Below are 21,421 nucleotides of genomic sequence, written 5' to 3'. Positions count from 1 at the left end.
GCAGCCCGGCAGCTTGCGCTACCGGGCTGTTGGGTGGGTCAGTTTTTCTGCTGTTCGCGCTCGGCTTTCCATTTCAGGAACTCTTCGCGTTCGGCACGTTTTTCCTTTGCCTTGAGCTGGCGCTCGTCGAACTGCTTCTGTTGTTCGGTGCTGAGCAGGGCGCGGATCGCCTTGTCGGTATTTTCCTGATTGGCGGTCAGTTCATTCTGGAATGCCTTGCGTTCGGCTTCCGGCAGCTTGTCCAGATAACGCTGAGTGATCTCGTGGCGGTTTTTCATCTGGGTGCCGATCAGTTTGTGGATTTCCTTCTGTTGTTCCTTGTTCAGGTCCAGGCGATGGAACGGCAGTTGGCCATGGCGTTCCGCGGGGCGCTGCGGATGACCTTCGGGGGCGGCCAGGGCCAGGCTTGGCAGTGCAGCGACGAACAACAGGCTGATAAGGGTCTTGCGCATGAGGGATTCTCCTGTGGATGACTCCCGGTTTCCTGGCCGCCTGGCGTTTGCCAACTGGCGTATCGAACCGGATGTGCACAGTCTAGGGTGAGCAAGGTCAAGCGTGGTCAGGCATGGGTAAAGGCTTGGTAAAGGTCACCTGGCGGCATTTTCCATTCAATCCGCGGTGTTTGCCAGGTTTGCAGGCCGGCGCCGGAAAAAGCGCTGGAGGCTCGAGCTTGAACGAAAGCGAACGAGGTGGCTTTCATCGTCCGGTCTTCAGCGCTTTTTTCGTTTTCGTCGGCTTTTACTTGCCCGAAGACTTTGAGCGCTATGGCGTTCGGGGCGCATTGAACGTTCCAGGTCGCTTGTGAGTCTGTCTATGCTGGTGCATACAGTATGCGAATGGCCTGTGCCGCACTGGGCAGGGTGGTAAAACAGGGAGGCACAATGGGCAATCTGATCTTCGAGCAAAAAGTCTTTCTGAGTCTGCTGGTGCTGGTGACCCTGGCATTCGGCTGGATATTGTGGCCGTTCTATGGGGCGGTGTTCTGGGCTGTGATCCTGGCCATCCTGTTCGCGCCGCTGCAGCGGCGGCTGCAGGTACTGTTCAACAATCGCAGGAACCTGGCGGCCCTGGCGACGCTGTTGGCCAGCCTGTTGATCGCGGTACTGCCGGTCATTTTCATCACCGGCTTGCTGGTGCAGGAAGGTAGCACGCTGTATACGCGCATCAGCAGTGGCGAGTTGGACGTGGGGGCCTATGTCATCCAGGTCAAGGAAATGCTGCCGGCGTCCATTCAGGGCTATCTGCAGCGCTTCGGCCTGACTGACATGGATGATCTGCGTGAGCGCCTTGGCAGCAGTGCGCTGCAAGGCAGCCAGTACCTGGCGACCAAGGCGTTCAGCTTCGGCCAGGGTACTTTCCAGTTCGTCGTCAGCTTTTTCGTGATGCTCTACCTGCTGTTCTTCCTGATCCGTGATGGTCGCGATCTGGTGGCACGTATCCGCAAGGCCTTGCCGCTGAGTGGCGAGCAGAAAAAGAAGCTGTTCGAAAAATTCGCCCAGGTGGTTCGCGCCACGGTCAAGGGCAACATCATCATCGCGGTGATACAGGGTGCGCTGGGCGGCCTGATCTTCGCCATCCTGGGCATCCCCAGTGCATTGCTGTGGGGCGTGCTGATGGCGATGCTGTCATTGCTGCCAGCGGTGGGGGCCGGGCTGATCTGGGTGCCCGTGGCCATTTACTTCCTGTTCAGCGGCTCGATCGTTTCCGGGGTGGTGCTGATCGCCTTTGGTGTCCTGGTTATCGGCCTGGTCGACAATCTGTTGCGGCCCACCCTGGTGGGCAAGGACACCAAGATGCCGGACTATATCGTGCTGATCTCGACCCTGGGCGGCCTGGCGTTGTTCGGGCTCAATGGTTTCGTCATCGGCCCGCTGATCGCCGCGCTGTTCATCGCTTGCTGGGACCTGTTCGCCGAACGGGAGGAAGAGGCCGGAGTGCCTTGACCCCGGGCGATCGCACTATGCAGTCATGCCTGGGCAAGATGCTTCGATAAAGGCGCTCTAGGCTGGAAAGCCGGACGAAAACATGGGCTGCCAGGCCCTTTCGTTCAGCCTCCAGCTTTCCTGCGCTCTTTCCGGTTTTCCCGGCTCTTTGAGCGCGGTGCGCGATCCCCTGTCCTGGCTGCCTGTGGTTTCCTGTAGAATTCGCGGTTTGTTGATTCGGGGACATGGGCAGTCTATGCGTATCGGTCATGGTTATGATGTGCATCGCTTCGGTGACGGCGATCATCTTGTGCTGGGCGGCGTGCACATTCCCTACCATCGAGGGTTCGTGGCCCATTCCGACGGTGACGTGCTGCTGCACGCTCTGAGCGATGCCTTGCTGGGGGCCTGCGCCCTGGGGGATATCGGCAGGCATTTCCCCGATACCGACCCCCGCTACAAAGGTGCCGATAGCCGGGTGCTGTTGCGGCATGTGGTTTCCCTGGTATTGGCCAGGGGCTGGCGGATCGGCAATGTCGATGCGACCATCCTGGCCCAGGCACCGAAGATGGCCCCGCATATCGAGGCCATGCGCGCCCTGATCGCCGAGGACCTGCAACTGGATATCGACCAGGTCAACGTCAAGGCGACCACCACCGAACTCCTTGGCTTCGTCGGGCGTGAGGAAGGCATCGCGGTGCATGCCGTGACGCTGCTGCTCGCATCATGACGGAGCAGCAATTGCTGGGCCCATGGGCCCATGGCGGCCCGTGCGCAAGCGCCGTGCTCAAGGAAAGCGCCGAAGACTTCCAGGTCGATGAAGTGCTGGATATCCCGCTGGCGGGAGAGGGCGAGCATCTCTGGTTGTGGGTGGAGAAACGCAACCTCAATACCGAGGACGCTGCCCGGCAGATTGCCCGTGCCGCCCGGTTGCCATTGCGCGCGGTCGGTTATGCCGGTCTCAAGGACCGGCTGGCGCTGACCCGGCAATGGTTCAGCCTGCACTTGCCCGGCAAGGCCGATCCGGATTTCTCCGCCATGCAGAGCGATAGCCTGCGCATCCTCGAACAGACCCGGCACCTGCGCAAATTGCAGCGTGGGGCGCATTCGGCCAATGGTTTCCGCCTGCGCCTGCGACATCTGCAGGCAGATCCCCGGGTCCTGGAGGAGCGTCTGCAGCGTATACGTCAGTGCGGAGTGCCCAACTATTTCGGTATGCAGCGCTTTGGTTTCTCCGGCTCGAATCTGTCGCGAGCCAATGAGTTCGCCCAGGCTGGCGTCTTGCCCGAGCAGCGCAACCTGCGTTCCCGCGTACTGTCCGCCGCGCGCAGCTACCTGTTCAATCGGGTTCTGGCCAGCCGTGTCGCCGACGGCAGCTGGAGCCGGGCGATGCTCGGCGATCTGCTGGTGTTCACCGATAGTCGCAGTTTCTTTCCCGCTACCGAGGCGGAATGCCGGGACCCACGGCTGGAGGCCCTCGACCTGCATCCCAGCGGGCCGCTCTGGGGGGCCGGGCCATCACCGGCTGGCGGGCCGGTGCAGGCTCTGGAGGAGGCGCTGGCCGGGCAGCAGCAGGCCCTGGTCGACTGGCTGTCCGAGGCAGGTATGAAGCACGAGCGACGTATTCTTCGCCTCCCCATACGCGATTTGTCGTGGCATTATCCCGAACCTGAAGTTCTGCAACTTGAATTCGTCCTGCCGACCGGATGCTTCGCCACAGCCGTGGTGCGCGAACTGGTCAGTCTGGCGGGGCCGACGGATATCTGATGCATATTTTGATCGCCAACGACGACGGGGTGTATGCGCCCGGGCTCGCCGCGCTTCATGACGCGCTCAGCGGTGACGCCCGCTGCACGGTGGTTGCGCCCATTCGTGACATGAGCGGAGCGAGCAGTTCCCTGACACTGGATCGCCCCCTGCACCCGGTGACGATGCCCAATGGTTTCATCGGCATCGACGGCTCGCCCACCGATTGTGTCCACCTGGGCATCAACGGCCTGCTGGACGAGCCACCGGACATGGTGGTGTCCGGCATCAACCTGGGCGCCAACCTGGGGGATGACGTGCTGTATTCGGGGACGGTAGCGGCGGCGATCGAGGGGCGTTTCACCGGGCGGCCGGCGTTCGCTTTCTCGCTCTTGTCGCGGGACCCCGACAACCTGCCGGCGGCGGCGCATATCGCACGTCTGCTGGTGCGCAACCATGCGGATCTCGAAGTGCCGGCACGTACCGTACTGAGTGTGAACATTCCCAACTTGCCGCTGGAGCGCATCCGTGGGCTGCAACTGACCCGGCTGGGGCACCGGCAGCGCGCCAAGCCGCCAGTGCAGCAGGCCAACCCCCGCGGCAAACTGGGTTACTGGATATCCGCCGCGGGCGATGTGGAGGAAGGCGGGCCGGGGACGGACTTTCATGCCGTCATGCAGGGCTATGTCTCCATCACGCCGCTGCAACTGGACCGTACCTTCCATGAAGCCTTCCAGGGGCTGGACAGTTGGCTGGGGGGCTTGATGTGAGTAGTCGCCAGGAAGAGTTTCTGCGTCACGGAACGGGCATGACCTCCCAGCGCACGCGTGATCGGCTGATTCAACGGCTTTACGAGGAGGGGTTGTCGAACCCCCATGTGCTGGAGGTCATCAGGCGCACGCCAAGGCACCTGTTCGTCGATGAGGCACTGGCGCACCGCGCCTATGAGGATACGGCGCTGCCGATCGGGCACAACCAGACGATTTCCCAGCCATTCATGGTCGCGCGCATGAGCGAGCTGCTGCTGGCGGATGGCCCGCTGGACAAGGTTCTGGAAATCGGCACCGGTTCCGGCTACCAGACCGCCGTGCTGGCGCAACTGGTCGAGCGGGTGTTCTCGGTGGAGCGCATACAGGCGCTTCAGGAGCGGGCCAAGGAGCGCCTGGCCGAACTCAGGTTGCGCAATGTGGTCTTTCGCTGGGGCGATGGCTGGGAAGGTTGGCCGGCCCTGGCGCCGTATAACGGGATCATCGTGACAGCGGCGGCGGCCGATGTGCCGCAGGCCCTGCTTGGGCAACTGGCGCCCGGCGGGCGCCTGGTCATACCGGTCGGCACCGGGGATGTGCAACAGTTGATGCTGATCGTGCGGGAAGAGGACGGGTTCTCCCGTCATCTGCTGGACACCGTTCGTTTCGTGCCATTGCTCAATGGCCCTGTGATCTGAATATCAGTGGATGAATCCATGAAAAGCACTCTTCTGCTGTATATCAAGGGCATGGCCATGGGCGCCGTCGATGTGGTGCCCGGCTTTTCCGGCGGGACCGTTGCCCTGATCGTTGGGATCTACGACAAGCTGCTGCAATCCATGGCGGCGCTGCCGACGGCGTTGCTGCTGTTCCTGCGCGGGCGTGTCCGCGAGGCCTGGGGGCACTGCAACGCGACCTTCCTGCTGGTGCTGATCATCGGCATCCTGACCAGCGTCTTCACCCTGGCGCGGGTCATTACCTGGCTGATGCAGGCCCACCCGATACTGCTCTGGGCCTTCTTTTTCGGGCTGGTGCTGGTATCCGTCTATCTGGTCGGGCGGGAAGTGGCGGTCTGGACGCTCGGGCGATTACTGTTCTTCGGCGCCGGCCTGGCGCTGGCGCTGTGGATCACCATGGCAGCGCCCCTGCAACTGAGCGCGACACCATTCACCCTGTTCTGGGCCGGGGCGGTGGCGATCAGCGCGATGATCCTGCCGGGAATCTCGGGTAGTTTCATCCTGGTGTTGCTCGGGCTCTATCCGGCGGTGCTGGGGGCGGTCAAGGGGCTGGACATCGGAACGCTGGCGGTGTTCAGCGCCGGTTGCCTGATCGGCCTGATGAGCTTTTCCAGGCTGCTCAGCTGGATGTTGCAACATGTTCGCGATATCACGCTGGCGTTCCTGACCGGCATCATGCTGGGGTCGCTGGGCAAGGTATGGCCGTGGAAGCAGACACTGACCTGGCAGACCAACAGCCGCGGAGAGTCTTTCCCTTTGTTGCAGGAGAACCTCCTGCCCTGGAACTACGCCAGCGTCATGGGGGAGAATCCGCAGTTGTGGATCGCGATTTTCCTGGCGCTCGCCGCCATCGCCCTGGTGCTCGGCCTCGAGCGCCTGGCGGTACGTGATGCCGTGGTTGCCGCCGAGCCCCGGCAGCAGCGGGTGCAACGGACAAAGGAGTGAGCGTTTGAATCCCCACCTGCCGTCATCCATGCCGACCCTCGTGGCTTTGTTGGTAGCCGGCTGGCTGCTGTCCGGCTGTGCCTCCTCGCCGGCACCGGGCAATGTCCAGGTCGTGGATCGCAACAGCAGGCCGGCGGTTACCACTGGGCAATATGTCGTGCAGCGCGGGGATACGCTCTGGTCGATCGCTTTCCGCTTCGGTTGGGATTTCCGTGAACTGGCACGTCGCAACAATATCCCGGCGCCCTATACCATCTATCCGGGGCAGATCATCCGTTTCGATGGGAGGGCATCCCAGGCAGTTGCAAGCGCAAGCAGTCCCTCTGCGGCGTCGCAACGGCCAACGCAGAATGCAACGCCTGCGGCATCCTCTCCTTCGGTAGTGGTTTCGACCGTGCCTGTCAGCCCCCCGGTCAAACCGGTCACGACACCCGCCCCGGTCGCGACGACGGCTCCCGCCCAGACGCCGGTATCGACGACCCAGGCGCGTTCGGCGAGCGGTTGGGCCTGGCCCGCGAGCGGTACGATCATCGGTCGTTTTTCCTCAAACGGTAGTTTGAATAAAGGCATTGATATCGCGGGGGAATTGGGCCAGCCTGTCCTGGCTGCTTCTGATGGAACTGTGGTGTACGCCGGCAGTGGTCTACGGGGTTACGGCGAACTTGTGATCATCAAGCACAACGATACCTATGTAAGCGCCTACGGCCACAACCGTAGGCTGCTGGTGCGGGAAGGCCAACGTGTCAAGGTTGGGCAGACCATAGCCGAAATGGGATCGACGGGCACTGACCGGGTGAAGCTGCATTTCGAGATACGCCGTCAGGGCAAACCTGTAGATCCCCAGAACTATCTGCCCAAGCGCTGATCCGCGGCCGCCCGCTCCCGCACAGGGAGACTCGGGTGATGACAGGGATCATGTGTTGCCCGAGTCTGTGGTCGAACTCGGAACGGGACAACAATAATGGCACTCAAGAAAGAAGCGCCGGAGTTTGACGCGGATGACAGCGTCTTACTCATGGAGTCAAACGCACTCCAGGCCCGAGGGAAAGGACATCCTGCCTCCTCGGCAGCAAAGCCGACCATCCGCCAGAACACCTCCATCGATTATCATCGAGCGCTCGACGCTACCCAGCTCTATCTCAATGAAATCGGCTTTTCCCCACTACTGACGCCCGCAGAGGAAGTGCACTTCGCCAGGCTTGCGCAGCAGGGCGACCCGGCAGGGCGCAAGCGCATGATCGAGAGCAACCTGCGCCTGGTGGTGAAGATCGCCCGCCGCTACCTGAACCGTGGCTTATCCCTGCTCGACCTGGTCGAGGAAGGCAACCTGGGGCTGATTCGCGCGGTCGAGAAGTTCGATCCGGAGCGGGGTTTCCGTTTCTCCACCTACGCCACCTGGTGGATACGGCAGACCATCGAGCGCGCGATCATGAACCAGACGCGCACCATTCGCTTGCCCATCCATGTCGTCAAGGAACTCAACCTCTACCTGCGTGCGGCCCGTGAACTGACGCAGAAGCTCGATCATGAACCGAGCCCCGAGGAGATCGCACAATTGCTCGACCGGCCAGTGGCGGAGGTCAAGCGCATGCTCGGGCTCAACGAACGCGTCACCTCGGTGGATGTCTCTCTGGGCCCGGACAACGACAAGACGTTGCTCGACGTGCTGACCGACGACAAGCCGAGTGATCCGTTCGAGCTACTGCAGGACGATGACCTGGCCAGCAGCATCGATACCTGGCTTTCGGATCTGAACGAGAAGCAGCGTGATGTGGTGATCCGCCGTTTCGGCCTGCGCGGGCATGACAGTTGTACGCTCGAGGAAGTAGGGCAGGCGATTGGCCTGACGCGCGAGCGTGTCCGGCAGATCCAGGTCGAAGCGCTGAAACGCCTGAGGGAAATCATGGAGCGTAACGGGCTTTCCGGGGATGCGTTGTTTCGCTAGGGGCTGTTTGGCGTTTCTCGCGACAATGCGGCTTGCGGCGAAACGCCAACAGACCTGGCCGTCGATCGGCGGCCATGTATCTGGTTGAGCTGTGGGGGCGGTAAGTCCCGCTCCCACGGGGCCTGTTTGCTGTGCGACAGCGCTGCGGTGAAAGCAGGGTTGGCATGGCGTCCAGGGCGGCTGCGCGATGGGTGGGCGAGAGCCGGGAAGAACGCTGGGGGCTGGACGAAAAACGGCAGGTAGTCGGTATTTTCGTCCAGCGTTCCAGGCTCCAGCACCTTTTATCGCAGCGGCTTGCCAGCGGATAACAGCATGGTACGAGCGCCTTGGTATGGGGTTGTCTGCCCTTGCCCATGTAAGCATTCGCTTACAGGTGTTGTAAGCAATATCTGAAAAAAACGGGAGAATCCTGGCTTTTCTCCCTTGCTTATCGCCTAACTAACTGATTTAAATTGGTTTTATTAATAGGCGGCGATTGTCCCGTTGCCGACGGGGCGATTTCCACACGTTGCCCGCCATTCGAGAATCATTAATATCAGCCCTGTGCTCAGGACGGCGCGGCTACCCAGGGAGCGGGAGGCAAGGACAACCCGGGGAATGGGTTTCATCAGGATGATGAACAGGATCGAAGGGACAGGGAAGAAGGCGGGCGGGGTTTAACCCCGCCCCTTTTTTTATCCGCGCATCCTGTTCCGTGGGTGTTTCAGCTTTCGTCCAGACTGGCCCGCAAGGCCGGCAGGATTTTTTCCTTTAGCAGTGGCGCCAGGTCTTCCCTGCTGGTTTCTCGCCAGTTCAGCCAACCTGTCTCTTCCAGCTCCGCCAGTGCCTTGACCGGAACCCTCAAGGGCGCCACGAACACCTCTGCGCAGACCTGGAAGCCAGGCTCATTGGCGGCTTCTGCCTGGAAGTGCCCCAGAGGCTGGAAATCCTTTGCCTGCATCTGTACGCCCAATTCTTCCGTGAGTTCGCGTATGAGAGTCTGCAGCGGTGTTTCGCCTGCCTCTGCTTTTCCGCCCGGCAGCATGAACAGCCTGGTTGCGCGTTTACGCACGATCAGCAGCCTGTTCTCGTCATCCAGCAGGCAGGCGCTGGCGATATTCAGTGTTTTCATGGCGGGAGCCTTGCACAGGGCTATCAGCGACTTGTTGCGCCGATAGCGAGTCAGTCGTTCTGCGAGTGGCGGTGGGATTTCGTCGCAGGGTGTGAAACCGGCCTTTGCATATAAAGGTTGTAGCGATGGATGGCAGAACAGCCATATGGGCGCCGCTATGCCAGACGACAACCGCTGCAGAAGCAGGCTGGCGATACCCCGGTTGCGTTCATCCGGCGCGACCAGGAGGCTGGTCAGCCAGTAGCCGTCCGCCACGGGCGTCAGGCAACAGGCCGCGACGATTTCCTTGCGCCTGGCTACCCAGTACTTGGCGCCTTTCGAGGCTCGCATCGAACTCTTCTGGTTGCGATAGAACCTGGCGATCAAGGGGTGCTGTTGCGAGGGCAGGTGCTGGAAGGTCAGTGTATGCATGCCGCAATGGAAAAGGTGCCGGTTGAGGTGGGGTTCACAGGGCGGCAGTATTTCCCCGGAATGTTCGCTTGTCCATGGCGCAGGCTGCAATCCGCTCGGCTGGCAGGCAGGCGGAAGCCGTTGTTCTTCGGTATTGCCGCTGTTTGCCCATGGGCGGCAAAGGCTTGCCGCTTTTCTCCGGGCGGGCGACTGGCAGGCTGCTCGGCGTGGCAGTCGGTGAATTGGCACAGGTCTTGCTAATTCTGATGCCAAAGGGGCTCGCTTGGGCTGTGTAGAGGAGGTTGATGATGAGTACCACAGACAGTGTCTCCAGTTCGGTGTTGTCGCAATATTCCGGCACCACGACCTCTACGACCAATGAGTCCGGCTACGGCAGTCTCGGCAAGGATGACTTCCTGATGCTGCTGGTGACACAACTGAACAACCAGAATCCGCTCGACCCTCAGGACAACAGTGAGTTCGTCGCCCAGCTCGCGCAGTTCAGCAGCCTCGAAAGCATGACCAACCTGAACACCTCGATGGATACCCTGGTGAGTTCCTACCAGTCCTCCCAGGCGTTGCAGGCATCCTCGCTGGTGGGGCGCAGCGTGATCATCTCGTCCGATAACACTTATGTGGAGACCGGCACCGAGATGACCGGCTCAGTGGTGATTCCTTCCGCCGCCGATGCGATCTCGGTAAAGGTCTACAGCGCCGCCGGCAACCTGGTCAAGAGCATACCGCTGGATAGCCAGAGCAGCAGTGGCACAGTGGATTTCACCTGGGACGGAACCAACGATAGCGGTGAGCAACTGGCCTCCGGAACCTATACCTTCAAGGCCAGCGCCACGCTGGACGGTACTTCCACGGCACTGACGACCTACCTGCCGGCGACGGTGAGTAGCGTGACGATCGGCGGAAGTGAATTGAGTTTGAATCTTGCAGGTGCTGGCAGCCTTTCGCTATCGAAAGTCATCAGTATCGGTCAGTAACGGAATCGCACGCGGGAGTACGCGGATATGTCGTTCAATACAGCGCTTAGTGGATTAAAGGCTGCCAGCACCTACCTCAACGTGACCGGCAACAACATTGCCAACACGGGTACCACGGGGTTCAAGTATTCGCGCGCGGAGTTCGCGGACCTGTACGCCAGCAGCATGTTCGGCACGGGCAGCAACTCGGTCGGCAGTGGGGTTCTCACTTCCGACATCGCCCAGCAGTTCACCCAGGGCAATATCACCTACACCGACAATAGCCTCGATCTTGCCATCAACGGCAGTGGCTATTTCATCGTCAATGATGGCGGTAGCCAGCTCTATACGCGCTCGGGGGCCTTCAAGGTCGACAACCAGGGTAATGTCGTCGACAGCTCCGGCAACAACCTCATGGGGTACGGGGTGGACTCCGATGGCAACCTGGTGAATGGGGTGCTGACCAACCTGGTCGTGGATACCACCAACCAGGAGCCGAATGCGACCACTTCGGTGACCCAGTCGCTGGCGCTCAATTCGGCTGCCAGCCTGCCGACCACCACGCCATTCGATTCGTCGATCTCCACTTCCTACAACTGGTCGACCTCCGCCACCCTGTACGACTCCCAGGGCAACGCTCATACCATGAGCCAGTACTTCGTCAAGACGGACAGCAACGAGTGGAGCATGTATGTGCTGGTCGATGGGCGCAACCCCCAGGACCCGACCAGTACCGATCCCTACGAAGCCAGCCTGCCCTTCACCACGGCCGGCAAGCTGGATACCTCCAACCTGGCTTCAGGCGATTTCACGATCAACGCGGACGGTACGCTGAGCTTGTCCGACTGGGTGCCGGCGGCCATTTCCGACGCCACGACCGATCCGGTCACCTGGGCCAGCAACGGCGCGGCGGCGAGCACGAGCGGGATAACGCTGGACTTGCGCACCATGACCCAGACCAACACCAGCTTCTCGGTCAACAGCCTGTACCAGGACGGTTATACCACCGGGCAGTTGTCCGGGTTGTCGGTGGACGAGACCGGTCAGTTGTTCGCCACCTACACCAATGGTCAGTCCAAGGTGATCGGGCAGACGGCCCTGGCGACCTTCGCCAATATGCAGGGGCTTACCCCGGTGGGCGGGACGGCCTGGCGGCAGTCGCTCGCCTCGGGCGAGCCGGTGATCGGTACGCCGGGCTCCGGTACGCTGGGTGCCATCGCCGCCGGGGCGCTGGAGGACTCGAACGTCGACCTGACCTCGCAACTGGTCGACCTGATCGTGGCGCAGCGCAACTATCAGGCGAATGCCAAGACCATCGAGACCGAGAATACGATCTCGCAAACGATCATCAATATCCGTTGATGGCCGGGTGGCACGGGTTAGTTCGTGGAAGGCTCTTATCCTGTGCCGATGGCGTCTTTTTCGCTGGCCGCTCCCCGGGCTGTGCCGCTCTATCCTGGGCGGGGCAGGTGTGCGGGCCAGTGAACGAACTGCTTTATCCGTCGATGGGGAGTACTCCCGCCGGGATGCACCGGTACGGACCAGAACAACGCACGGGCGGATCGCGCCTCCATCAGGATTCTGAGGTGACCCATGGCTGACCTTCTTTCCATCGGGATTTCCGGGCTGCGCGTGAGCCAGACGGCGCTGTCCGTTACCGGCAACAACATCGCCAATACCGATACCGCCGGCTACAGCCGCCAGACGGTGACCCAGGTGTCCAGTGCATCGCAGCAACTGGGGGCGAACTATCTCGGCAGTGGTGCCACCATCACCGACGTGCGGCGTATCTACAGCGACTACCTCACCACCCAGGTGCGTACGTCCACGGCACTGGACAGCGAGGCGCAGACCTACCTGACCCAGATCAACCAGGTCAACTCGCTGCTGGCGGACAGCACGACCGGGATCAGCGCGGTGCTCGAGAGTTTCTTCTCGGCCTTGCAGACCGCGGCGGCCAGCCCTACCGATACGGCCTCGCGGCAGTTGCTGCTGACCCAGTCCTCGACCCTGGGCGAGCGCTTCAACTCCATCTACACCCAGTTGTCCGAGCAGAACGGCTACATCAACCAGCAACTGTCCAGCATGACGCAGCAGGTCAACAGCCTGGCGAGCAGCGTGGCGCAATACAACCAGGCCATCATCACGGCTTCGGCCTCCGGTTCCGCGCCCAACGACCTGCTCGACCAGCGTGACGAGGCGGTGCGCGAGTTGTCCGAGCTGATCGGTGTCACCGTGGTCGAGCAGGGCAACAGCTACAACCTGTTCGTCGGCAATGGCCAGCCACTGGTGGTGGGCAGTTCGGCCTCGCAACTGAGCGCGGTGCCGAGTACCGACGATCCCTCGCGCTTCGCCCTGCAGTTGACGCAGAACGGTTATGCGACCCTCGATATCACCTCCTCGGTGACTGGCGGGCAGATCGGCGGCCTGGTGCGTTATCGTGAGGAAGTGCTGGATACCACGCTCAACGACCTCGGGCGCATGGCGCTGGTGGTGGCGGACCAGGTCAACAGCCAACTGGGGCAGGGGCTCGACCTCAACAGCGAGCTCGGTGCCAGCCTGTTCGGCAATATCAACGACACCACCCTGCAGCAGCAGAGAAGCCTGGCCCAGGTCGGCAACAGCGACACCACGGCCAACCTCAGTGTCTATATCGCCGATACCAGCCAGCTCAGCACCAGCGACTACGAGGTCACTTTCAGCAGTGGCACCGAGTATTCGGTCAGGCGGCTGTCGGATGGCAAGGACATGGGCAGCTACGACCTGACCACCAGCCCGGCGCCGGTGATCGATGGCTTTTCCCTGCAGCTCGACTCCGGCAGTGTGGCGGCGGGCGACAGCTTCACCATCCTGCCGACGCGCTTCGCCGCGGGCGACATCGCGGTGAGCATGACCGATTCCAGCCAGTTGGCTTTCGCCGCACCGCTGGAGGCGACCCTGACCAGCGGTAATGTCGGTACCGGCAGCATCACCCAGCCGACCCTGACGACGACGGTCGACATCTACGACAGCGCCGCGATCGCGGACATGCAGACCAGCCTTGAGAACGGCACGCCGATCAAGCTGGTCTACGATGCCGCCAGTGGCGGCAGCCAGGGCTATACCCTGTACGATGCCTCGGGCAACAGCATCGGCGTCGGCAGCATAGTGCCCGGGCAGAGCAACCAGGTGACCGTCACCGTCCCGGCCAATCCGCCCAGCGTACCCAGCAGCTATGCGTTCGAGATGACCCTGTCCGGCTCGCCGGCCTCGGGTGACAGCCTGACCATCGCCTTCAACGCCAATGGCAGCAGCGACAACCGCAACGCATTGGCCGTGCTGGAACTGCAGACGGCCAATACCGTCGCGGTCAACGGCAGCAGTGGCATGAGCCTGACCACCTCCTACAGTTCGCTGATCGAGACGGTTGGCGCCAAGACCAACCAGGCCAAGCTCGATGCCGCCGCCACGGAGGCCATCCTGACCCAGGCGACCAGCAGCCAGTCGTCGTTGTCCGGGGTCAACCTGGACGAGGAAGCGGCCAACCTGATCAAGTTCGAGCAGTACTACACGGCGGCGTCACAAATCATTCAAGTTGCGCGCTCGACGTTCGATACCCTGATCAACAGCTTCTGAGGCATGCCGACATGAGTACGCGAATCTCGACCTCGCAGATGTTCCACTCCAACATCTCCACCTACCAGAAGGGCTATGCCGACATCGTCAAGACCCAGCAGGAGATCTCCAGTGGCGTGCGGGTACAGACCCCGGCGGACGATCCGGTCGGCGCGGCTCGGCTTTTGCAACTCGAGCAGCAGAGCGCGCAGCTCAAGCAGTACAGCACCAACATGACCACCGCCACCAATGCCTTGACCCAGGAAGACGCATTGCTCGCGTCGGTTAACAACGTCCTGCAGAGTGCCCGTGAGCTGGCTGTGGAGGCGGGCGGCGGTGCGCTCTCCGACGAGGACCGCAGTTCGATCGCCAGTGAGCTGGACCAGATCATGAGCCAGTTGCTGGACCTGATGAACAGCAAGGATGCCAGTGGCAACTACATCTTCGCCGGCTCCAAGAGCACCGTGCAGCCCTTCGTGCTCAACCCGGACGGTTCCGTGACCTACCAGGGCGACCAGACCACCCTGAACCTGCAGGTTTCGGGTTCCGGATCGCTGGCTACCAACGACACCGGCTGGAGCATCTTCGAGAATGTCATCAACTCCAGCCGCACCCAGTCCAGCCTGAGCAACGATCCCGTCGCCGATGGCCAGCGGGTCTACCTGTCGCAGGGGCTGGTGGACAATACCACCCAGTACAACAAGAGTTTCCGCGACGGCCAGCCCTACACCCTGGAACTGGTCAGCAGCACCCAGTTCCGTATCCTCGATGTTTCCGGCAACGACGTGACCAGCGAGGCCTCCTCCACAGCCGGTGCCTTCGATCCGACCGCCACCGACGGCACCACGATCAGTTTTCGCGGCGCCACCTTCGAACTGGACGTGGCCCTGAAGGAAAGTGATGGCACAGGGGACCTGGACAATCTGTTGACGGGCTATAGCTTCAGCTTCGGCGTGGCCGCGACCGAAGTCGCGGTGACGCGCAGCGGCACCAATACCTCGACCGCGCAACTGACCGCGGGCACCGTGGTCGACCAGACCGCCTACACGACGCAATTCCCCAGCGCGGGCGTACAGGTCCGCTTTACCAGCGCCACCGACTACGAAGTGTATGCACAGCCCGTCGGCACCAGCAGCACGCCCATCGCCAGCGGCGCCCTGTCCGGCACCTACCCGGAAACCATCAGCTTCGCTGGTATGGAGCTGCAAGTCAGTGCCGATGCGGCGGCGGGCGACTATTTCGTCGTGAAGGGCCAGTCGGCCGAAACCCAGAGCGTGTTCGAGACCATCAGCAACCTCAGCTCCACGTTGAAGACCCCGGTCGCCGGGGATACCGGGGCGCAACTGGCACTACGTGACGCCGTGGCATCTGCGCTCAGCAATCTCGACAATGGCATGAACCAGGTGCTTTCGACCCAGGCCTCCATCGGCGCCCGGCTGAACGTCATCGACACCCTCACCACCGAGAACGAAAGCCTGCAGATCAGCAATGCCAGCAACCAGTCTTCGATCCGCGACACCGACATGGCCGAGGCGATTTCGCGCCTGGTGTTGCAGCAGACCAAGCTGGAGGCCGCCCAGGCCTCCTTCGTGAAGATTTCGCAGTTGAGCCTGTTCAACAAGATGTGATGCTGGCCGTTGCCCTGGCAGGGTACAGGGGCCGCTGGCCCGTGCCGCTACCCATGCAAGGGCCATTTCCAGCTTTCCCCCAAGGTTCCCTCCCGTGACTTTTCCACTTGGCGGCGTTTATTCTCGCTGGCGCTCTGCTGCGGCGAGGCCGCGGCGGCTATTGGCATGGCAGGATTCTTGCTGAATGGGGCGGATAGGCGTCAGGCTGTTGACGTCGTGCGGATATGACAGGGCGAGACAGCGATGAAAGTGGTTATCCTGGCGGGCGGATTGGGTACTCGAATCAGCGAAGAGTCCCATCTGCGGCCCAAGCCGATGATCGAGATAGGTGGCAAGCCGATCATCTGGCACATCATGAAGATCTACTCCCACTTCGGCATCAACGATTTCGTGATCTGCCTGGGCTACAAGGGCTACGTGATCAAGGAGTATTTCGCCAACTACTTCCTGCATATGTCCGACGTGACCTTCGACATGGCGGAAAACCGTATGCACATCCATAACCGCCACGCCGAGCCGTGGCGCGTGACGCTGGTCGACACCGGCGAGATTACCGCGACCGGCGGGCGGCTCAAGCGTGTGCGCGACTATATCGGCGACGAAACCTTCTGCCTGACCTATGGCGACGGTGTTGCCAACGTCGACATTCCACGACTGATCGACTTCCATCGCCACCACGGCAAGCTCGCCACGGTGACCGCGGTGCAACCGCCCGGTCGCTACGGCGCGCTGGATGTGCAGGGCGAACGGGTCCGGGGCTTCCAGGAAAAACCCCAGGGCGACGGCGGCTGGATCAACGGCGGTTTCTTCGTGCTGGAGCCGGGTGTGTTCGACTACATCGAGGGCGACGCCACCACCTGGGAGTACGAGCCGATGCGCCACCTGGCCGGGGACGGCCAGTTGATGAGCCATTTGCACCGCGGTTTCTGGCAGCCGATGGATACCCTGCGCGACCGTGTCCTGCTCGAGGAGCGCTGGAAGAGCGGCCAGGCCGAGTGGCGGCTATGGTCGTAAGCCCCGGGTTCTGGGATGGTCGCCGGGTATTCCTGACCGGGCATACCGGTTTCAAGGGCGGCTGGCTGGCGCTGTGGCTGCGCGAGCTGGGGGCCGAGGTGCATGGTTATGCCCTGCCGGCCAATACTTCCCCCGCGCTATGGCAGGTGGCGCATTTGCAGGGGCGGTTATCGAGCACCCTGGGCGATATACGCGATGCCCACGCATTGGCCGCAACCCTGGCGGCCTTTCGTCCGGAACTGGTATTGCACCTGGCTGCCCAGCCGCTGGTCCGCGAGTCCTACCGTACACCGGCGGACACCTATGCCACCAATGTCATGGGCACGCTCAACCTGCTCGAGGCGGTGCGCCGCTGCGAGTCGGTACGGGCCGTGGTGGTCGTGACCAGCGACAAGTGCTACGACAACCGCGAGTGGCAGTGGCCCTATCGCGAGCAGGACGCCCTTGGCGGGCACGACCCCTACAGTAGCAGCAAGGCCTGTACCGAGCTGCTTTGCGCCTCGTGGCGCGAGTCTTTCCTGCGCGAAGCCGGCGTTGCCCTGGCCACTGCCCGCGCAGGCAATGTCCTTGGGGGCGGCGACTGGTCCGCCGACCGCCTGGTGCCGGATGTCCTGCGGGCCTGGCAAAGGGGCGAAACCCTGACGCTACGCTACCCGCACGCGGTGAGGCCTTGGCAGCATGTGCTCGAGCCATTGCACGGTTATCTGTGCCTGGCCCGGGCGCTGCTGGAGCAGGGGGACGCGATGGCGGCGGCCTGGAACTTCGGCCCCGATGCCGAGGGCGTCGTCACCGTGGCCGAGCTGGTTGCGCAAATGGCCCGCCTCTGGCCTGGAGAATCGCGCTGGCTGGCCGATAACACAGAGCAACCACACGAAGCCGGCCTGCTGTCGCTGGATTCCTCTCTGGCGCGCCGGCGACTCGGCTGGCGCCCGCGCTGGGCGCTGGGGCAGGCCCTGGAGCGGACTCTCGACTGGCACCGGGCATGGATCGACGGAAACGACATGCAGGCATTCAGCCGCGCGCAGATCGCGGCATATCAAGGCGAAACAGATGAGTGAGCAGACGGCGCTGCAGTTGCGCCAGCAGATAGCCGAACTGGTGGGCAGCTATGCCGCCCTGCAACTGTCGCCCCAGGCCTTCGTGGCCGGGCGCGATGCGGTGCCGCCTTCCGGCAAGGTGATCGGCGCCGCCGAGTTGCAGGCCATGACCGAGGCCGTGCTGGACGGCTGGCTGACCACCGGGCGCTTCAACCAGTCGTTCGAGAAGCGCCTGGCTCGCTACCTGGGGCGCCGCGGCGTGCTGACCGCCAACTCCGGCTCGTCGGCCAATCTGCTGGCCTTTTCCGCGCTGACCTCGGCGCGCCTGGGCGAGCGCGCGATCGGCAAGGGCGACGAGGTGATCGGGGTGGCGGCCGGTTTCCCGACCACGGTCAACCCGATCCTGCAGTTCGGTGCGGTGCCGGTGTTCGTCGATATCGAACTGGGCACCTACAACATCGACCCGGCCCTGGTGGAGGCGGCCATCGGCCCGCGCACCAAAGCCATCATGCTGGCCCATACCCTGGGCAACCCGTTCAACCTCGGGGTCATCCGCGAGCTGTGCGACCGCTACGGGCTGTGGCTGATCGAGGATTGCTGCGATGCCCTCGGCTCGACCTACCAAGGGCGGCAGGTCGGCAGCTTCGGCGATCTCGGTACCCTGAGCTTCTACCCTGCGCACCACATCACCATGGGCGAGGGGGGCGCGGTCTTCACCGATTCGCCGCTGCTCAAGCGTATCGTCGAATCCTTTCGCGACTGGGGCCGCGACTGCTATTGCGCGCCGGGCGAGGATGGCACCTGCGGCAAGCGCTTCTGCTGGCAACTGGGGGAACTGCCGCAAGGCTACGACCACAAGTACACCTACTCGCACCTGGGCTACAACCTGAAGATCACCGATATGCAGGCGGCCTGCGCGCTGGCGCAGATGGATCGCCTCGATGACTTCATCGCCGCGCGCAAGCGCAACTTCGCCTGGCTCAGCGAGCGCCTGGCCGGTTGCAGCGAGCAACTGATCCTGCCGCAGGCCACGCCGGGCAGCGACCCCTCCTGGTTCGGTTTTCCGCTGACCCTGCGCGACGGCTGCGCTGTCGAGCGTGTCGATCTGCTGCGCTACCTGGACGAGCAGCGAGTCGGCACGCGCCTGCTGTTCGCCGGCAACCTGACCCGCCAGCCCTATATGCAGGGCCTGGAATACCGGGTATCCGGCGAGCTGAAAGTCACCGACAAGGTGATGCGGGATACCTTCTGGATCGGCCTCTGGCCGGGCCTCGGCGAGGATCACCTGGAGCACGCCGCACGCAGCATCGAGGCTTTCCTGCGGTCTTCGCGTGGCGCCACGCTTGCCGGATGCCCGGAGGGAGCATGCCAATGAATCCGCTGGTCGATAAGCTCAGTATCGACGAAAGCCAGAGCGTCCTTGACGCGCTCAAGTGCCTGGAAGCCGACCCGCTCAAAATCGCCTTCGTGCTCGATGGCAGCAAATGCCTGGTCGGCATCGTGACCGATGGCGACGTGCGCCGCTATCTGCTCGATGGCGGCCCGACCGGGCAATCGGTCGGCACCTGCATGAACCGGCATTTCCATTCGGTGCGCATTGGCGCGTCCCGCGAGGAGTTGCGCAAGGTATTCGCGCTTGGCTACGGCGTCGTCCCCGCCCTGGACGAGCAGGGCAGGCTGGTGGACATCCATACCCGGCATGGCGCGACCATCCAGTTGGACGGCTTCGCCCTGGGCGCCGAGCGCGTATTCGTGATCGCCGAGATCGGCAACAACCACAACGGCTCGCTGGAGCTGGCCAAGCGCCTGGTCGATGCCTCTATCGCGGCCGGTGTGGATGCGGTCAAGTTCCAGTTGCGCAATCGCGAGGCCTTGTACCGGCGCAAGGCCGATGGTTCGCGCGCCGAGGACCTGGGGGTGGAGTACCTGCAGGATCTGTTGGACAAGGTGGAACTCAGCGTCGACGAGCACCGGCAACTGCGTGCCTACTGCAAGCACAAAAACGTTACCTACATCTGCACGCCCTGGGACGAGCCCAGCGTCGAGGTGCTGGCGGGGTTCGATGTCGCGGCGGTGAAAATCGCCTCGGCCGACTTGTGCAATCCCTATCTGATCGCCAAGGCCGCCGGCCTGGGCAAGCCGATGATCCTGTCCACCGGTATGTCCCATGAGCACGAAATCGTGCGGACGATCAACCAGTTGCATGGTCTTGGCGTGCCCTTCGCATTGCTCCATTGCAACAGTGCCTACCCCGCGCCGGAAAGTGACATCCAATTGGGCTATCTCGCCCGCCTGAGGCAGTTGCATCCGCTGGTCGGTTATTCCGGACACGAGCGTGGGATCGCCATCACCCTCGGTGCGGTGGCGCTGGGGGCCAAGCTGGTAGAGCGGCACATCACCCTCGACCGGGGCATGGAAGGCCCGGACCATCTCGCCAGCCTGGAGCCTGCCGAGTTCCGGCAACTGGTCGAGGGCATTCGGCAACTGGAACAGGCCTTGCCCTGGCAGAAGTCGGGGCGGCGTGTCAGCCAGGGTGAGTTGCTCAACCGCGAGAACCTGGGCAAGAGTGTCATCGCCGCGCGCGACATTCCACTGGGCACTGTGCTCGAGGCGGACATGCTGCGTGTGGCCAGCCCCGGCCAGGGGCTGCCGCCCTATCGGTTGCCGGAGCTGCTGGGCAAGCCCGCGGGGCGCGACATCGCCCAGGGCGGTTTCCTGTTCGACAGCGATCTGGTCGAGTCACGCCGCGAAGACAAGCTGACGTTCGAACTACCGATCCGTTGGGGCGTCCCGGTGCGTTATCACGATTTTCTCGACTACCGCTGCCGTATCGCTCCAGACCTGTTCGAGTTCCATCTTTCCTACCGTGACCTGGGCTTGAAGCCGCAAGCTTTCCTGGCCGAGGTCGAATGTTCGCGCCTGGTCGTGCATGCGCCGGAGCTGTTCGAGAACAGCGAGCTGCTCGACCTGGTCGCGGATGATGGCGCCTACCTGCAGCGCTCCATCGACAATCTGCAGCGGGTGGTCGATGCTACCCAGCAAATCGCGACCTTCTTCCCTCGGGCAAAGGATTTGCTGATCATCGCCAATGTCGGCGGTTTTTCCGCCGACCATCCGCGCCCGGCGGAAACCCGGGCCGGGCTGTACGAGCGCTTCCATGCTTCCTGCGCGCGTATCGATTTTGGCTCTACCGAACTGATCCCGCAGAACATGCCGCCTTTCCCGTGGCATTTCGGTGGGCAGCGTCACCAGAACATTTTCATGATGCCCGAGGAGCTGGTCGCGCAGTCCCGCGAACATCGCCTGCGCCTGTGCCTGGACCTGTCCCACCTGCAAATGACCTGTTTCCACTTCGGCCTCGATTTCCAGGCCGCGCTGGCGTCGCTGCTGCCATATTCGGCCCACTTGCATGTTGCCGATGCCAAGGGCACCAACGGCGAGGGCGTGCTGATCGGCACGGGCGATATCGACTGGCCGGCCACCTGGGCCCAGATAAGGCGGCACCCCGCGGTCAGCTTCATTCCCGAAGTCTGGCAGGGGCACAAGGATCATGGCGCGGGCTTCTGGTCGGCGCTGGAGTTCCTGATGCGGCTCGAGAAGTGACGGGCATGTTTTCGCGGCCAGCAATGGAGCTC

At 62.6% G+C, this 21,421-nt stretch carries 19 protein-coding genes; 17 read left to right on the top strand and 2 right to left on the bottom strand.

Annotated elements, in window-relative coordinates; genetic code table 11:
* Nucleotides 1-38: 38 nt before the first annotated feature.
* A complete protein-coding gene (locus tag DNJ95_RS02175) occupies nucleotides 39-452 on the bottom strand; it encodes a P pilus assembly/Cpx signaling pathway, periplasmic inhibitor/zinc-resistance associated protein (protein WP_131183082.1) in 414 nt (137 codons plus the stop codon).
* Between the two features lie 218 nt (nucleotides 453-670).
* Between DNJ95_RS02175 and DNJ95_RS19635 the strand changes: the two genes are divergently transcribed.
* The 9 genes from DNJ95_RS19635 (at nucleotide 671) to rpoS (ending at nucleotide 8,041) form a co-directional block, all read left to right on the top strand.
* Nucleotides 671-805: a hypothetical protein gene (locus tag DNJ95_RS19635; protein ID WP_276330871.1), complete on the top strand. Its 135-nt coding sequence runs from the start codon at nucleotides 671-673 to the stop codon at nucleotides 803-805.
* A gap of 76 nt (nucleotides 806-881) precedes the next feature.
* Nucleotides 882-1,943: an AI-2E family transporter gene (locus tag DNJ95_RS02170; RefSeq protein WP_131183081.1), complete on the top strand. Its 1,062-nt coding sequence runs from the start codon at nucleotides 882-884 to the stop codon at nucleotides 1,941-1,943.
* Between the two features lie 235 nt (nucleotides 1,944-2,178).
* Nucleotides 2,179-2,652 (top strand): 2-C-methyl-D-erythritol 2,4-cyclodiphosphate synthase, encoded by a 474-nt coding sequence (ispF, locus tag DNJ95_RS02165; RefSeq protein ID WP_131183080.1) that lies wholly within the window; start codon nucleotides 2,179-2,181, stop codon nucleotides 2,650-2,652.
* Nucleotides 2,649-3,689, top strand: coding sequence for a tRNA pseudouridine(13) synthase TruD (gene truD, locus DNJ95_RS02160; RefSeq protein ID WP_131183079.1), 1,041 nt, complete (start codon nucleotides 2,649-2,651; stop codon nucleotides 3,687-3,689). The genes ispF and truD overlap by 4 nt, the downstream gene beginning before the upstream one ends.
* The gene (gene surE, locus DNJ95_RS02155; protein ID WP_131183078.1) at nucleotides 3,689-4,438 is read left to right on the top strand and encodes a 5'/3'-nucleotidase SurE; all 750 of its coding nucleotides are present in this window, start codon (nucleotides 3,689-3,691) and stop codon (nucleotides 4,436-4,438) included. Before truD ends, surE begins: the two co-directional genes overlap by 1 nt.
* Before the next feature lie 38 nt (nucleotides 4,439-4,476).
* A complete protein-coding gene (locus tag DNJ95_RS02150; protein ID WP_131183077.1) occupies nucleotides 4,477-5,112 on the top strand; it encodes a protein-L-isoaspartate(D-aspartate) O-methyltransferase in 636 nt (211 codons plus the stop codon).
* Between the two features lie 18 nt (nucleotides 5,113-5,130).
* Nucleotides 5,131-6,096 carry a polyprenyl-phosphate transporter gene (locus DNJ95_RS02145; RefSeq protein WP_131183076.1) on the top strand — a complete coding sequence of 322 codons (966 nt, stop codon included), beginning with the start codon at nucleotides 5,131-5,133 and terminating at the stop codon, nucleotides 6,094-6,096.
* 28 nt (nucleotides 6,097-6,124) lie between these two features.
* Nucleotides 6,125-6,961 carry a peptidoglycan DD-metalloendopeptidase family protein gene (locus tag DNJ95_RS02140; RefSeq protein WP_131183212.1) on the top strand — a complete coding sequence of 279 codons (837 nt, stop codon included), beginning with the start codon at nucleotides 6,125-6,127 and terminating at the stop codon, nucleotides 6,959-6,961.
* Nucleotides 6,962-7,057: 96 nt separating this feature from the next.
* On the top strand, nucleotides 7,058-8,041 hold the full coding sequence (gene rpoS, locus DNJ95_RS02135; RefSeq protein ID WP_131183075.1) for an RNA polymerase sigma factor RpoS: 984 nt from the start codon (nucleotides 7,058-7,060) through the stop codon (nucleotides 8,039-8,041).
* A 703-nt stretch (nucleotides 8,042-8,744) separates the two neighbouring features.
* Here the strand turns inward: rpoS and DNJ95_RS02130 are convergent.
* A complete protein-coding gene (locus DNJ95_RS02130; protein WP_131183074.1) occupies nucleotides 8,745-9,563 on the bottom strand; it encodes a GNAT family N-acetyltransferase in 819 nt (272 codons plus the stop codon).
* A gap of 287 nt (nucleotides 9,564-9,850) precedes the next feature.
* Here DNJ95_RS02130 and DNJ95_RS02125 point away from each other — a divergent pair, with 287 nt between their 5' ends.
* The 8 genes from DNJ95_RS02125 (at nucleotide 9,851) to DNJ95_RS02090 (ending at nucleotide 21,389) form a co-directional block, all read left to right on the top strand.
* On the top strand, nucleotides 9,851-10,534 hold the full coding sequence (locus tag DNJ95_RS02125) for a flagellar hook assembly protein FlgD (protein ID WP_131183073.1): 684 nt from the start codon (nucleotides 9,851-9,853) through the stop codon (nucleotides 10,532-10,534).
* Nucleotides 10,535-10,561: 27 nt separating this feature from the next.
* Entirely contained in the window at nucleotides 10,562-11,875 is a 1,314-nt protein-coding gene (gene flgE, locus DNJ95_RS02120; RefSeq protein ID WP_131183072.1) for a flagellar hook protein FlgE, read from the top strand.
* A 231-nt stretch (nucleotides 11,876-12,106) separates the two neighbouring features.
* On the top strand, nucleotides 12,107-14,128 hold the full coding sequence (flgK, locus tag DNJ95_RS02115) for a flagellar hook-associated protein FlgK (RefSeq protein ID WP_131183071.1): 2,022 nt from the start codon (nucleotides 12,107-12,109) through the stop codon (nucleotides 14,126-14,128).
* Between the two features lie 11 nt (nucleotides 14,129-14,139).
* Complete coding sequence (locus DNJ95_RS02110) at nucleotides 14,140-15,735, top strand: flagellar hook-associated protein 3 (protein ID WP_131183070.1); 1,596 nt, start codon at nucleotides 14,140-14,142, stop codon at nucleotides 15,733-15,735.
* A 243-nt stretch (nucleotides 15,736-15,978) separates the two neighbouring features.
* A complete protein-coding gene (rfbF, locus tag DNJ95_RS02105; RefSeq protein ID WP_131183069.1) occupies nucleotides 15,979-16,749 on the top strand; it encodes a glucose-1-phosphate cytidylyltransferase in 771 nt (256 codons plus the stop codon).
* Entirely contained in the window at nucleotides 16,740-17,807 is a 1,068-nt protein-coding gene (gene rfbG / locus DNJ95_RS02100; RefSeq protein WP_131183068.1) for a CDP-glucose 4,6-dehydratase, read from the top strand. The genes rfbF and rfbG overlap by 10 nt, the downstream gene beginning before the upstream one ends.
* Nucleotides 17,800-19,161 (top strand): lipopolysaccharide biosynthesis protein RfbH, encoded by a 1,362-nt coding sequence (gene rfbH / locus DNJ95_RS02095; RefSeq protein ID WP_131183067.1) that lies wholly within the window; start codon nucleotides 17,800-17,802, stop codon nucleotides 19,159-19,161. The genes rfbG and rfbH overlap by 8 nt, the downstream gene beginning before the upstream one ends.
* Nucleotides 19,152-21,389, top strand: a complete 2,238-nt coding sequence (locus DNJ95_RS02090; protein WP_165491543.1) for an N-acetylneuraminate synthase family protein — start codon at nucleotides 19,152-19,154, stop codon at nucleotides 21,387-21,389. The genes rfbH and DNJ95_RS02090 overlap by 10 nt, the downstream gene beginning before the upstream one ends.
* Nucleotides 21,390-21,421: the final 32 nt, after the last annotated feature.

The organism is Stutzerimonas kirkiae (assembly GCF_004327335.1).
GTDB lineage: Bacteria > Pseudomonadota > Gammaproteobacteria > Pseudomonadales > Pseudomonadaceae > Stutzerimonas > Stutzerimonas kirkiae.
Note: the sequence above shows the minus strand (reverse complement) of the source record. Positions and strands in the feature narration are given on the sequence as shown.